15 protein-coding genes are annotated in these 13,510 nt (G+C 66.5%); 12 read left to right on the top strand and 3 right to left on the bottom strand.

The window, feature by feature from the left end; all coding sequences use genetic code 11:
• Nucleotides 1-41: 41 nt before the first annotated feature.
• Nucleotides 42-407: a hypothetical protein gene (locus tag C1926_RS16500; protein WP_108759965.1), complete on the bottom strand. Its 366-nt coding sequence runs from the start codon at nucleotides 405-407 to the stop codon at nucleotides 42-44.
• Between the two features lie 185 nt (nucleotides 408-592).
• Here C1926_RS16500 and C1926_RS16495 point away from each other — a divergent pair, with 185 nt between their 5' ends.
• The 12 genes from C1926_RS16495 to C1926_RS16445 all read left to right on the top strand — a co-directional run bounded on the left by C1926_RS16495 (nucleotide 593) and on the right by C1926_RS16445 (nucleotide 12,085).
• Complete coding sequence (locus C1926_RS16495; protein WP_108759964.1) at nucleotides 593-985, top strand: DUF805 domain-containing protein; 393 nt, start codon at nucleotides 593-595, stop codon at nucleotides 983-985.
• 175 nt (nucleotides 986-1,160) lie between these two features.
• Nucleotides 1,161-2,171 carry an alpha/beta hydrolase-fold protein gene (locus tag C1926_RS16490; RefSeq protein ID WP_108759963.1) on the top strand — a complete coding sequence of 337 codons (1,011 nt, stop codon included), beginning with the start codon at nucleotides 1,161-1,163 and terminating at the stop codon, nucleotides 2,169-2,171.
• Nucleotides 2,172-2,292: 121 nt separating this feature from the next.
• Nucleotides 2,293-3,672 carry a YncE family protein gene (locus tag C1926_RS16485; RefSeq protein ID WP_108759962.1) on the top strand — a complete coding sequence of 460 codons (1,380 nt, stop codon included), beginning with the start codon at nucleotides 2,293-2,295 and terminating at the stop codon, nucleotides 3,670-3,672.
• A gap of 53 nt (nucleotides 3,673-3,725) precedes the next feature.
• On the top strand, nucleotides 3,726-4,772 hold the full coding sequence (locus C1926_RS16480) for an ABC transporter substrate-binding protein (protein ID WP_108759961.1): 1,047 nt from the start codon (nucleotides 3,726-3,728) through the stop codon (nucleotides 4,770-4,772).
• Nucleotides 4,769-5,812: an iron ABC transporter permease gene (locus tag C1926_RS16475; protein ID WP_079221878.1), complete on the top strand. Its 1,044-nt coding sequence runs from the start codon at nucleotides 4,769-4,771 to the stop codon at nucleotides 5,810-5,812. Before C1926_RS16480 ends, C1926_RS16475 begins: the two co-directional genes overlap by 4 nt.
• Nucleotides 5,809-6,570 carry a heme ABC transporter ATP-binding protein gene (locus C1926_RS16470; RefSeq protein WP_108746674.1) on the top strand — a complete coding sequence of 254 codons (762 nt, stop codon included), beginning with the start codon at nucleotides 5,809-5,811 and terminating at the stop codon, nucleotides 6,568-6,570. Before C1926_RS16475 ends, C1926_RS16470 begins: the two co-directional genes overlap by 4 nt.
• A 114-nt stretch (nucleotides 6,571-6,684) precedes the next feature.
• A complete protein-coding gene (locus C1926_RS16465; protein WP_254057300.1) occupies nucleotides 6,685-7,434 on the top strand; it encodes a hypothetical protein in 750 nt (249 codons plus the stop codon).
• A gap of 531 nt (nucleotides 7,435-7,965) precedes the next feature.
• Nucleotides 7,966-10,002: an elongation factor G gene (fusA, locus tag C1926_RS16460; RefSeq protein ID WP_108759959.1), complete on the top strand. Its 2,037-nt coding sequence runs from the start codon at nucleotides 7,966-7,968 to the stop codon at nucleotides 10,000-10,002.
• Nucleotides 10,003-10,200: 198 nt separating this feature from the next.
• Nucleotides 10,201-10,473 carry a hypothetical protein gene (locus C1926_RS16455; protein ID WP_079221882.1) on the top strand — a complete coding sequence of 91 codons (273 nt, stop codon included), beginning with the start codon at nucleotides 10,201-10,203 and terminating at the stop codon, nucleotides 10,471-10,473.
• A gap of 111 nt (nucleotides 10,474-10,584) precedes the next feature.
• A complete protein-coding gene (locus C1926_RS16450; protein ID WP_108747825.1) occupies nucleotides 10,585-11,340 on the top strand; it encodes a SapC family protein in 756 nt (251 codons plus the stop codon).
• An 86-nt stretch (nucleotides 11,341-11,426) separates the two neighbouring features.
• Entirely contained in the window at nucleotides 11,427-11,657 is a 231-nt protein-coding gene (locus C1926_RS21580; protein ID WP_159095133.1) for a hypothetical protein, read from the top strand.
• Nucleotides 11,658-11,704: 47 nt separating this feature from the next.
• Nucleotides 11,705-12,085, top strand: a complete 381-nt coding sequence (locus C1926_RS16445) for a hypothetical protein (protein WP_108759958.1) — start codon at nucleotides 11,705-11,707, stop codon at nucleotides 12,083-12,085.
• A gap of 261 nt (nucleotides 12,086-12,346) precedes the next feature.
• Here C1926_RS16445 and arsC read toward each other — a convergent pair whose 3' ends face one another.
• Both arsC and arsH read right to left on the bottom strand, forming a co-directional pair.
• A complete protein-coding gene (arsC, locus tag C1926_RS16440) occupies nucleotides 12,347-12,766 on the bottom strand; it encodes an arsenate reductase (glutaredoxin) (RefSeq protein ID WP_108759957.1) in 420 nt (139 codons plus the stop codon).
• Nucleotides 12,763-13,503, bottom strand: coding sequence for an arsenical resistance protein ArsH (arsH, locus tag C1926_RS16435; protein ID WP_108759956.1), 741 nt, complete (start codon nucleotides 13,501-13,503; stop codon nucleotides 12,763-12,765). The genes arsC and arsH overlap by 4 nt, the downstream gene beginning before the upstream one ends.
• Nucleotides 13,504-13,510: the final 7 nt, after the last annotated feature.

The following is a 13,510-nucleotide window of genomic DNA, read 5'->3' as shown; positions in this document are numbered from 1 at the left end:
GGCGTTCATTGCGCGGTGCATGACGAAGAGTGCCGATTGCGTCACTCTGCGCCGATCAGTATGAGCTTGGCTCCTGTGGGATGAAGCCACAGAAACAACTCCCGCTCGCCCTTGCGGAAGCCGGATGAGCAGACTGCCTGCCACCCTTGGCCACAGTTGACCTCGGGGAAACCCAGTACGGTGGAGTGTGAGTACTCGCGCGGCAATGCGTTCCATCCCGCCTGTAACAGCGCGCTGCGTAGTGTTCTGTAGTCCATTTCCCATTGCGCACCCATCGCTTTGAGTGCGCCAGGCATGGGGGGCGGACTCTTCTTGAGGCTGCCCATGATGTAGCCGGGCTCAATATGGCCGGGGTCCGTGGAGGGCGGCGTGGACGTCAGGACCAAAGCAATCAGAAGGCTCTTCATCCAGCCAGCGTAGTGGTGTTGCTGAGTTGGTCAAATTGCGCTGAATCCGCTTCAGTAGAGTCGAGCCACGCTCGACTGCTTTCGCACCCCAGTCGAGCATGGCTCGACTCTACAAAAGCCGCCGCATTTGTCGCGCCTGCCGGCTTTTGGCACACTGCGCGGCTTCTCCATCAAGGATTGATGCCGTGGATCAGTTGATTCTGCCGTTGAAGCGCTATGCCCAGTTCGAGGGCCGCGCCAATCGCCGCGAGTACTGGATGTTCCAGTTGTTCCTGATGCTGGTCGCCGTGGCGGTGTCGCTGCTGGGGGGCGTGCTGGCCATCATCATGCGCGGCAATGAGGACGCGCTGGCCGCGATCGTCATGGGTTTCATGGGCCTGCTGGGCCTGGTGTGGCTTGCCACGCTGCTGCCACTGATCGCAGTGACCGTGCGCCGCCTGCACGACTGCAACCAGTCGGGTTGGCTGTACCTGCTGGCCCTGGTGCCCGGTGGCGGGCTGGTCATCCTGGTGTTCGCGCTGTTGCCGGGCACGCCTGAGGAAAATCGCTACGGCCCGGTACCGCCGGAATTCGGCTGAGTCCCGGCCGCGCCGCATTCGCCGGGCACGGCCCGGCGCTACCACTGGCGCGTGGCCCCAGGATCGCGCGCGCGATACACAGCGTGACGTTTGATCGATGTGATAATCATTCGCGTTTAAGGTAGACTGCGGTCCCTTGATGAAGAGGCGGCCGCGTCCGCCGCATCCGTCACCCATGATGTTTTCCGCACGTTCCTTCGGCTGTCTGGCCGCCCTGATGATGGGGGTCTTGATGGTTGCTCCCTATGCCCATGCGCAGCAGCGCAATCCGCAGCAGCTGATGGGCCGCACCGTGCTGGACGAGCCTGCGTCCAGCTACCGTTTCGAGCGTTTCGTGATCAACAGCCCCGACCAGCAGCGCCGCTGGCGGGTGAACGTGGGGATCCCGGCCAAGGCCTCGAAGACGCCGTCGCCGGTGCTGTATGCCCTGGATGGCAACGCCGTTGCCATGGTGCTGGACCAGCCGCTGCTGGCCGAGCTGGCAGCGAGCAAGGCACCGCCGGTGCTGGTGCTGATCGGCTACGACAACGAGCTGCGCATCGATTCGCCGGCGCGCACCTGCGACTACACCGCCTGGATCGACCGCGCCGATGACGAGGGTGGCACGACCCAGGCTGTCGGTGGCGGTGCGGATCTGTTCCTTGACCTGATCGAGCGCCGCATCAAGCCGGAAGTGGAGCGTCGCGCCAACATCGACACCCACCAGCAGTCGCTGTGGGGCCACTCGCTGGGTGGCCTGTTCGTGCTCAATGCGCTGTACACGCGCCCGGCTGCATTCCAGCGTTATCTGTCGGCCAGCCCGTCGCTGTGGTGGAGCCAGGGCGCCGCCCTCGGCGACCCGGAGCAGCAGTTCGTGCAGAACGTGCATGGCCAGTCCGCCAAGGTGTGGCTGATGCTGGGCGGTGCCGAGCGGGTTGGTGATCGTGGCAAGCGCGACATGACCAACCCGCGCGTGGTTGCGCACCTGCGTCGCATCGGCGGCGCCACCCCGGATGCGGCCATGCAGCTGTCCTCGCGCCTGGCCAAGGTGCCCGGCCTGAGCGTGCAGTACCGCGAATTCCCCGGCCTCGGCCATGGCCCGATGCTGCCGGCCTCGTTCCACGCCGCCCTGCATGAGCTGTACGGCGTGACCGACCGCAGCGTGGATGACGGCAAGGCGCCGGCACCCGCCAACGCTGCGGAGTGATCTTCCGCACGGCCTGGCCGTGCACCCCCACTACCCAGGCGTGACTGCCGATGTGCAGCGGCCCAGGCAACCGATGAATCCCGCGCCACGTGGCGCGGCCTACGTGTGCAAGGAGCCTTCCATGTCGTTTCGTCCGTCCCTCCGCCTGACCTCCCTGGCTGCCGGCCTGCTGCTGGCGGTCACCGCCACCGCCCAGCCGGTGTTCGACCAGCCGGCCAGCGCCACCTTCAACGGCACGGTGATCTCGCGCGGCGAGAATGTCGTGCCGGGCAGCACCGCCGAGGTCATCGGCCGCGGTTTCGTGCCGGGCCAGCGGGTCAGCCTGGTGCGCGGTGACAGCGTGCTCAACGCGCAGCCGCTGGTGGTCGATGCCGATGGCAACTTCAAGACCCAGCTTGCCATTCCGGCCGACGCCGTCCCGGGCACCCATCCGGTGGTGGTGCGTGCCAGCCAGCCGTCGGCCGCCACGGTGCTGAAGCTGCGCGTCTCGCCGCAGCTGCCGCTGTCGGGCCAGCAGCAGTTCGCCACCCAGTCCAACAAGCTGGTGCCGGGCCTGTACCAGTCGGCCTACAGCGCGGCCAGCAATGCCGTGTTCGTCACCTCGGCCGTCGGCCGTCCGCCGGTCACCCAGTCGCAGCTGCTGAAGCTGGATCCGAAGACGCTGAAGGTGACCAAGGCGATCACCCCAGCACAGGTGGCCGGCACCACCAACGGCGCGGTCTACGCGGTCTATGGCGTGGGCGTGGATGACACCAACGGCAACGTCTGGGTGACCAATACCCGCCAGAACTCGATCGCGGTCTACCGCCAGAAGGATCTGTCGCTGGTCCACCAGTTCCCGGTCGATACCGTGCCGCACGCGCGCGACGTCGTGGTCGATGGCACCCACGGCAAGGTGTTTGCTTCGGCCACCGGCGAAGACCACCTGTCGGTGTTCGATGCCAAGACGCTCAAGGAGCTGCCGTCGATCACCCTGGAATCGGGCGTGGACGAGGGCAAGTTCACCCCGATGAGCCTGGTGCTGGATGAAAAGGCCGGCAAGCTGTTCACCGTCAGCATCGGCACCCCCGAAGCCGCGGTGATCGACGTGGCCAGCGGCGAAGTCGACAAGATCATCGACCTGGGCAACTCGATCAGTGCGTCGGGCGTGGCCTTCGATGCGCAGCAGAACCGTTTGTACGTCGCCTCGCAGGGCACCGACAACCTGCTGATCGTCGATGTGGCCAGCGGCAAGGTCGTGCACGACGTGCCGGTGGGTGCCGGTGCGCTGAACGTCGCCTTCGATGACAAGAGCGGCCTGGCCTATGTCACCAACCGCGGTGCTGGCACCGTCACTGTCGTTGATCGCGCTGGCAAGGTGGTCGGCAACCTCGATGGCGGCACCTTCCCCAACCATGTGCGCGCCGATGGCAAGGGCAGCGTGTTCGCGGTGAACAAGTCGCGCGGCGCCGACGACGCCAAGGGCGACCGCATCACCCGCATCACCCCGCGCCAGCCGTAACCCACGTGCCGGGCGAGGGCAGTGCCTTCGCCCGGCCAGCAAGGAGATTCCGCATGACCATCGCTTCCCGCCTGCGCCTGTGTGCGCTTCCGTTGGCCGTTTCGTTGGCGCTCGCCGCCTGTGGCGGCACGTCCGCGCCGCCTGCAGCGACCGACGCTGCACCGGCCGCCACCGAAGCCCAGGCCACGGCCGCCGAGCTGCCTGCCGGCTGGCAGCGCGTGGCGGGTACCGACCTTCCGGCACTGACCGGCCAAGCGCCGGTGCTGCCGGCCAAGGTGCGCTCCGACGACGGGGCTGATGCCGAGGTGACGGACACCAGCCGCATCATCGCCGGCGGCGACGATGTGATTGCCGTGCTGGAAGCGCTCGGTCTGGGCAAGCAGGTGTTCGCTGCGCCGACCAATACCACCACGCAGGCCGGCCAGGCCGCGCCGCACCAGTTCCTGTTCAACCGCACCACCGGCGTGGAGGGCGTGGTGAGCCTGCATGGCTCGCTGTTCCTGGGCAACAGCCTGCGTCGCCACACCGTGCTGGCCGGCAAGCTGCGCGAAGTGGGCGAGTCGGCCGTGGTCATCGATGACCTGCAGCCGGCGCCGGACAAGGTGCGCAAGGTGGCCGCGGCCGTCGGCCTGGCCGATGCCGGGCAGACGCTGGCCACCCAGGTGCAGCGCCAGCTTGATGAGGCGGCGACGCTGGGCAAGGGCCTGGCGCACGCACCGCGCGTGATCCATGTGTCGGCCACCGGCGGTGGCGGCGCACCGACCGTGGCGGGCGCAGACAGCGCCTCGGCCGAGATGATCGCCCTGGCGGGCGGGGTCAACATCGGCAGCGAGGCAGGCGTCAAGAACTACTCGCAGCTGAGCAACGAGGGCGTCATCGCCGCCGCACCGGAGGTGATCCTGGTGACCGAGCATGATCTGCAGCAGTTTGGCGGCGCCGAGGGCCTGTGGAAGGCCTATCCGACCCTGAAGCAGACCCCGGCCGGCGCGGCCAACCGGGTCTGGGTAATGCCGGATGTGCAGTTGAAGTACACCAGCGTCGGCACCGGTGCCGGGGCGCTGGCCCTGGCCAAGGCCCTGGCGGCGCTTCCGCCGGCATGAGTCCGGCTGATCGGCGCCGTCGTCGCGGGCGGGTGATGCTGCTGGTGGCACTGCTGGCCCTGTTGGGCGCGGTGCTGGCGTCGTTCGCGATGGGGCCGCTGCGCCTGCCGCCTCTGGATGTTCTGCAGGCCCTGGGGGTGAAGCTGGGCCTGGTCGATCCGCAGGCGGTCAGCCGCCGCGACCTCGCCGTGGTGTGGCAGCTGCGCATTCCGCGCGCCCTGCTGGGGGCCATGGTGGGGGCGGCGTTGGCGATGGCCGGTGCGAGCCTGCAGGGATTGTTCGGCAATCCCCTGGCCGACCCCGGCATCGTCGGCGTCAGCCAGGGCGCGGCGCTGGGTGCTGTGGCGGCGATCGTCCTGGGGGCGGCAGGCGCGGCGGGGTGGCTGGTGCCGGTGGCCGCTTTCGCCGGTGGCGCACTGGCCATCGGCCTGACGTATGCATTGGCGCGGCCGGGGAAGGGCAGCGGCAATGCGACGCTGTTGCTGGTGGGCATTGCGATGGCCGCATTCTGCTCGGCGCTGATCGGCTTCCTCACCTACATCGCCAGCGAGAGCGAGCTGCAATCGCTGGTGTTCTGGCAGATGGGCTCGCTGGCGCAGGCCAACTGGTCGGATGTGGCGGCGGTGTTGCCGCTGTTCGCCATTGGCGTCTTCGCGCTGCTGCGGCTGGCGACGCCACTGGACATGCTGGCGCTGGGTGAGCGCCAGGCACAGCACCTGGGCCTGGATGTTGCGGCCACGCGGCGCAGGCTGGTGGCGTTCAGTGCGCTGCTGGTGGGTGCGGCGGTGGCGTTCGCCGGCTCGATCAGCTTCGTGGGCCTGGTGGTGCCACACGTGGCACGCCTGCTGGTCGGTCCCGGCCATCGCTGGCTGCTGCCGGTGTCGGGCGTGTTGGGCGCCTTGCTGATCGTCATTGCCGATACCGCCGCGCGCACACTGGATCCGCCGGCGGAGATTCCGCTGGGCTTGTTCTCGGCCGCACTGGGCGCACCGTTCTTCCTGTGGCTGGTGCTGCAGCAGCGCCGCAAGGACACGCCATGAGCGATTTCCTGCAGTTGCGCGATGTGGTGGTACGCCGCCAGCAGCGCGAGATCCTGCATGGCATCACCCTGGCGTTCGCGCCGGGTACGGTGACGGCGCTGGTCGGCCCCAATGGTGCCGGCAAGTCGACCCTGCTGGCCGTGGCCGCGGGTGACCTGCGCCCGGACGTGGGCGAGGTGCAGCTGCACGGCGCTCCCTTGCGCAGCTACAAGGCCGGCCCCTTGGCGCGCGAGCGCGCGGTGATGCCGCAGGAACACGGCGTGCGCTTCGCCTTCAGCGTTGAAGAAGTGGTGGCAATGGGGCGCCTGCCGCACCCGCCGGACCCCGCAGCGGACGATGCGCGGGTGGAGGCGGCCATCGACGCCGCCGAACTGCAGGCGTTGCGCCTGCGCGAGGTGCAACAGTTGTCCGGTGGCGAATCGGCGCGCACCACGTTTGCGCGCGTGCTGGCGCAGGACACGCCGTTGCTGCTGCTGGATGAGCCGACGGCCGCGCTCGATCTGCGCCACCAGGAGCGCACGTTGCGCAGCGTGCGCGCATGCGCCGAAGCGGGCGCGTGCGTGATCGTCGTGCTGCACGACCTCAATCTGGCGGCTGGCTATGCCGATCGCATCGTGCTGCTGGAGCAGGGCAGGGTGGCGGCCGATGGCACGCCGCTGCAGGTGCTGACGGAAGCAAACCTGCAGCGCGTGTACCAGCAGGATGTGGTGGTGCTTGAGCACCCGCGCCGCGGCGTGCCGCTGGTGGTGGTGACCTGATCGCCGGGGTCAGATCCTTTCGCGCAGCGAAGGGCTCTGACCCCGTTGAGCAAGGCTGGATCCCGCGTCACCCCGTATCATTGGCGGTTCGTTTTTTTCAACGGAATGACCCCCATGAAGCATCACTTCCCGCGCACCGCACTGCTGGTTTCCATGGTTGCAGCGGCGTGCTCCGCCCACGCTGCATCCACGCGTACGGTGTCGATCGAGAAGGCGGCCGACCAGGCCACGTCGATCGAAACGCGTCATGCACAAGGCCCGGGTGCCGCCGCTGACCTGTTCACCACGCACTACTACGCAGGTGGCGCGATGATGATGGCCTGGGCGGACCAGCGCGTGCTGCTGCTCTGCAAAAAGTCGGCGTACCTCAAGCTGCCGGGCATGAAGCCTGCGGCCAGCGAGCTGCCGCTGGAGAAGCGGCAGATGGTCGGCTACCAGGCGATGATGGCCGGCTACGGCGGCATTGCCGCGGTTGGCGGGCTGGTGGATGGCTCGATTGACGTGGCCGATGATGGCAGCGAAGTGCGTCGCCAGGCCGAACGCAGCTGGGCCTACGGCATTGAACGCTACGATGTGATCAGCCAGCGCATGCCCAATGGCGCACTGCGCGTGCGGGCGCTGAAGACCGCAACGGTGAACAACGCCAAGCCGTCCAAGCCGGGTGCCACCTTCAGCACCGATGAGGACCAGGCGGCGCGCCTGGCCGAGCTGGGTGCGGTGGGCAGCTGGACGGAAATCACGATCCACGACACGCCCAAGCGTGGCGAGGTGGATGCCGATTACTCGCTGAAGGATTGGGTGTCGGTGACCGGCGATCATGCCGCGACGGTGGGCGAGGCGCGGCGGATCAACGGCTGCGAGTGATTTTCGCTGCAGGGGTCAGAGCCCTTGGCTGCGCCAAGGGATCCGACCCCTTGGCCGCCCGGGGTCGGATCCTTTCGCGTAGCGAAAGGCTCTGACCCCAGCAAGCCTCATCGTTCCACCTGTGCGCGCAAAATTCACTTGCGCGCCAGAATGACAGGTCTAGAATGCGCCCCATGAACCGGATGCCGCTCCTGAAGTTTTTCACCCTGACCCGCGCTAGCGCGGAACGGGCGTGTCTGCCTGGAGTGCCACGGGGCCGTTGATACGGCCATCGATGGACCATCCACAGAGCGCCCGTCGGGGCGCTCTTTTCGTTTGGGGCGTTGCGGCCTCGGTAGAGTCGACCGTTGGTCGACTGATTCCTGCCCTGGCAGTCGACCAACGGTCGACTCTACCCATCCCATTGTTTTCACCAGATACACCAAGGAGAACGTGCCATGCACCAGATCGCCGAGACCGAACGCTAGCCGCGCGCCCTGTCGCCAACCGGGGTGCGCGGCCCCTGAAGTTGGCTTTGCAGGAACCTATCTCATGAACACCCAAGTCCTTTCCCGCCGTCGCAACCTCGGCATCATTGCCCACATCGACGCCGGCAAAACCACGCTGACCGAACGCCTACTGTGGAAAAGCGGCGAGATCCATCGCGTCGGCGAAGTACACGACGGCAACGCGACCACCGATTTCTCGGCGATCGAGCGCGAACGCGGCATCACCATCGGCGCTGCGGCCGTGCAGGCGCAATGGGCGCCGCGCGACCTGCCGCCGCATCGGCTGACCCTGATCGACACCCCTGGCCACATCGACTTCGCTATTGAAGTCGAGCGTTCGCTGCGCGTGCTCGACGGCGCCGTGGCCGTGTTCTCGGCCGTGGATGGCGTGCAGCCGCAGTCGGAGGCCGTGTGGCGCCAAGCCCGCCGGCATCGCGTGCCGCTTATCGCCTTCGTCAACAAGATGGACCGCGTCGGCGCGTCGTTTGATCGCGTGCTGGAGCAGCTGCAGGACAAGCTGCAGGCGCGACCGTGGGCGCTGGGCGTGCCGCTGGGCAGCGAAAGCGACTTCCATGGCTGGGTCGACCTGGTCGACGAACGCGTGCTGCGTTGGCAGGACGGCGCTGCGGCGTCCATCACCCCCTGGGGCGAGGACGAGCGCGGGCAATGGCAGGTGCAGCGGCAGGCGCTCATCGAGGCGGTGGCCGACCATGACGACGTGCTGGCCACGGCGTGGCTGGAAGGCGGCGTGATCGATGCGGCGATGCTGCGTGCGGCCATCCGTCGGGCCACGCTGGCGGGCGCCGGCGTGCCGGTGCTGGCGGGCGCAGCGTTCAAGGACAAAGGCATCGAAACGCTGCTGGATGCAGTGGTCGATTACCTGCCGTCGCCGCTGGACCGCCCGGCCGTCACTGCCGAAGCGGAACAGGGCGAGGTGTCGCTGCCGCCGGATCCGGAAGGTCCGCTGGCGGGTCTGCTGTTCAAGATCACCCATCAGCAGCACGGTGCGCTGAGTTTCGTGCGGTTGTACTCGGGCACCTTGAAGGTAGGTGATGCCATTGCCAGTTCGCAGCACCCGCAAGGGCGCCGCGTCAGCCGCCTGGTGCGGGTGCAGGCCGACCAGACCCACGACATTGAACAGGCCGTGGCCGGTGACATTGTCGCGGTACTGGGCTGGAAGGATGCCGTCAGCGGTGAAACGCTGAGCGGGCGAGGGCAGCCGTTGCGCCTGGAAAGCATCCAGTCGCAGGCGCCGGTGCTGGCCTGGCGGCTGGAGCCGGCACGCGCGGCCGACCTGATCCGCATGGCGCAGGGCCTGGCCAGCCTGGCCCAGGAAGACCCGTCGTTCAAGGTGGAAACCGAGCGCGACAGTGGTGAAACCCTGGTCTGGGGCATGGGCGAGCTGCACCTGGAGGTGATGGTCGAGCGCCTGCGCAGCGAGTGGAAGGTCGACGTCGGCGTTGGCGCGCCGCGCGTGGCCTACCAGGAAACGCCGTTGCGCGCGGTGTCCGGTGCGGTTGGCCGGGTGTCCAAGCAGAACGGCGGGCAGGGCCAGTTTGCCCATGTGGTGCTGGACGTGGTGCCGCGCGAGGACGACCAGGTCGTGTTCAACGACCGCATCGTCGGCGGCGTGGTGCCGCGCAGCTTCATCGCTGCGGTGGAAAAGGGTGTGCGTGCGGCGCTGACGACCGGGCCGCAGGGACATCCGGTAGTGGGCATCGAGGTAAGCCTGGTGGATGGGGAAACCCACGCCAAGGATTCTTCGGAAATGGCCTTCCATCGCGCCGGTGGTGAGGCGATCAAGGCGGCGCTGGCGGCGGGCGGTACGCAGCTGCTGGAACCGGTGATGGCAGTGACGGTGCATTCGCCGTCGGCCTCGGTGGGTGATGTGGTAAGCGACCTCAACCGTCGCCATGGCCGCATCGCGCGCATCGACGACCAGGACGGTCGCGCCGAAGTCAGTGGTTTTGCACCGCTGGCCAACCTGGTGGGTTACACCACCTCGCTGCGCTCGCTCAGCCAGGGCCGCGCCAGCAGCGAAGCACATCTGCACGGCTACGAGCCCGTGCGCGCTGCATGATGAGTGGAGGAGGGAGCCCGTTCGCGGGCTCCCTTTTTTTGTCTGCAGGTGTCGTGCGCATCCACGCACGGTGTGGATCTACAATAGACGCGGAATGGCGTCCTGCACTGCAACAAAAGTGCAGAAAAAGCTGGATTAAAGTGATGCCTCACGATAAATTGCGCACCCCCAGTTGATTTGCCGCCGACCGCACCCGCCATGCGTGATGACAATGACCCCGGAACCCTGGAGCTGACCTTGCCGCGCAAGCGCGGCCGGCCGCCCAAGTTCGGGTACGCGATGAGCGATGCGCAGCGCGCTGCGCGTTACCGTGCGCGCAGGGCAGGGCAGGCCAACCACGCCGATGTCCGCTCGTGCAGCGACATGGTGCTGCTGGACAAGATCCGCGCGGCGGTCAGCGCCCGCGACACTGAACTGGCCGGCTTCCTGGTCCATGTGCTGTGGCAGCGCTATCCGCTGCAGCTGAAATAAATCTTCGTCGGGGTGGCTCTTGTCACCCGGCTTGTTGATAATGCGGGGTTCAGGTTGTTCCCGCTGGCGCGCCCGGGATGGCAGGCGTGCATGTTCGACATGGCTTTGACGATGACCACCACCAGCGACACCACCACCGAAGCTGCACCGAGCGGCGCACCCCTGTTCTACACCCGTCCGGTGCCGCTGCAGGCCGACCGGCACGCTGACGTGCGCATCCTGCCGGGCAAGCTGGAGTTCGCTGCCAGCAGCAACTCGATCCCGCTGGTGCTCGGCGAATTCTCGCTGGCACTGCACCATTTCCCGATTCTGTTCGCTGGCCCGACCGCCGTGCCGATGGCGGCCGTGGGCGTGACCACCGACAACCTGTTCATCACCGATGGCCTGTGGGCGGACGACACCTACATCCCGGCCTACCTGCGTCGCCATCCCTTCATCTTCATCGATACGGGCGAGGGCAACGATTTCCTGCTGGGCATCGACGAAGACAGTCCGCGCATTGCGCGTGGTGGCGATGAAGGCCAGCCGCTGTTCGTGGACGGCAAGGCTGCCGACATCGTCCAGCAGGCCCTGGATTTCTGTGGCCAGTACACCCGCGAGCACGCGCAGACCCAGACCTTCTCCAAGGCACTGCTGGACGCTGACCTGCTGGTCGAGCGCAACGCTACCATCCGCCTGCCTGATGGCCGTGAGTTCAACCTCAACGGCTTCTTCGTGGTGGACGTGGAGAAGTTCGTCGCACTGCCGGAAGCCACGGTGGTTGAATGGCACCGCAGCGGCTGGCTGGCGCTGATCCACCAGCACCTGATGTCGCTGGGTCGCTTCAACGATCTGACCCGCCGCCAGGCCGAGCGCGACGCCGCCTGAGCTGGGCCTCTGGCGCGGCAGCCCGCCTGCCGCGCCGGATAGTGCTTCGGCACCGTCGCGCATCCACGTGGTGCGCGGCGATCCTGATGGCGCAGGGCGTGTGTTGTGCCGCCTGGCCACTCAAGCAAATACGCATCGGCTGCGATTCGCGGGCCGACAGCGTGCTGGGCGATGCCTGGCACAACGGCAAACGGATCTGTACGGATTTTGCGATCATCGCCAAGCGCGCTGGCGTTGGTGATGCGGCGTGGGCGTTGAATTCTGAGGGCCAAGGCCCTGGTTGGCCGCTCAGATTTCAAGAGATTTTCGCCTATTAACGTGACGCATCACGGTCGAGCGACTGGAAGGCTCACGAGGAGGCAGCATGTCTGTTCCAATCCGTTGGTGCGTGGCGGCGTGTGTGCTGGTGCTTGCGAATGGCTGGGGTGTGCCCGGGCGTGCCCAGGAGGCGTCGGCTGAAGATCAGATCGAGGCTGCCGGCGTCATGGAGATCATCCCGGGTGGCCGAACGCTGGGATCCATCCGGCTGGATGACGGACGTTGCTTTGATCTGGCGTTGCCTAGGGACGTGTTGAAGCAGCCGCGACGTTGGGACGGAAAGCGCGTCGTTGTCAGCGGTCCGCTGATGTACCGGCCACAGGGCCTCATCGAAGGGGTGATGTGGTTCGACATCAAGGACCGGAAGGTGGAGGGGTTCGGGTGCTCGGAGAGCATCATCTATGTGGAGGGGATCAGGAGGCTGTAGAGCCTGGTTGGGGTGGAGTTCGCTAGAACATAATATACATTATGCGAAATCATAGATGACCAGTGCTGTGGCGTTTGTCGCCTTTGCCCGACATCAGCCCCGTTGTTGCTGCGCACGATCCCGCCCAGTCGTGTGGCCGGGTTCGTGCAGCGATTTTGCCTGCGCATCCCCGCCTGTCGATGGTAACGATCAGGCGTGGCAGCTTTTGCGGCTGCCTGGACACGCTCTGCATGCTCTCGAGCTCTCCCTGGCGTTCGCCTATCAGCGGACGCGCTTGCCGTTCTGGTCGATCACCACTTCGCCATCTTCCTTGGTGAAGGGCTTGTTCACCGCTGGCAGGATGTCCAGGACCACCTCGGAGGGCCGGCACAGGCGGGTGCCCATGGTGGTCTGGACGAAGGGGCGATTGATCAGAATAGGATTGGCCAGCATCGCATCCAGCAGTGCCTCCTCGCTCAACGCGGCATCGTCCAAGCCCAATTCCAGATAGGGTGTTCCTTTCTGGCGGATCGCGCCGCGAACATCCAATCCAGCGGCGGCAATCAGCTCAACAAGCCGCGCTCGGCTGGGCGGGTCGACCAGGTACTCGATCACTTCCGGCTCAATGCCGGCGTGGCGTATCAACGTCAATGTGTTTCGCGAGGTGCCGCACTTGGGGTTGTGATAGATCACAGCGTTCATGCGTTTTCCTTTTCATTCAATGCAGTCTCGATGACGCCCGCCGCGGCGGTCAGGGCGGCGGCTTCGACAGCGCCCTTTCGCTCGCTGTAGCGATCAACCAGATAATCGCTGCGCCCACGGATCAAAAGGGTGAACTTGACCAGTTCTTCCATCACATCCACGACGCGATCGTAGTAGGCCGACGGCTTCATTCGCCCCTCGTCATCGAACTCCTGCCAGGCCTTGGCAACCGAGGATTGGTTGGGAATCGTGACCATCCGCATCCAGCGGCCCAGAACACGCAACGCATTGACTACGTTGAATGACTGGGAGCCGCCACAAACCTGCATCACGGCCAAGGTGCGGCCTTGGGTCGGGCGTACGCTCCCCTCCTCCAGCGGCAGCCAGTCAATCTGGTTCTTGAACACGGCGGTCAAGGTGCCATGGCGTTCCGGGCTGACCCACACGTGCCCCTCGGACCACAACGAGGCTTGGCGCAGCTCCTGCACCTTGGGGTGCGAGGCAGGTGCCGAATCGAGCATCGGCAGCTCATGCGGATCGAACAGTCGGGTCTCTGCGCCCAGATGCTCCAGCAGCCGCTGTGCTTCCAACGCCAGCTTGCGGCTGAATGACTGAGGGCGCAGGGAGCCGTACAGGATCAGGATGCGAGGCCGATGTGGCGCGGCATTCGGCTCGCCCAGTTTTTCAGCCGCCGGAGGGTTCAGGGCGCCGGGGGTGACATTCGGGAGTTCTTGCATGGGGTTG

Origin of the sequence: Stenotrophomonas sp. ZAC14A_NAIMI4_1 (assembly GCF_003086915.1) — a bacterium.
GTDB lineage: Bacteria > Pseudomonadota > Gammaproteobacteria > Xanthomonadales > Xanthomonadaceae > Stenotrophomonas.
Note: the sequence above shows the minus strand (reverse complement) of the source record. Positions and strands in the feature narration are given on the sequence as shown.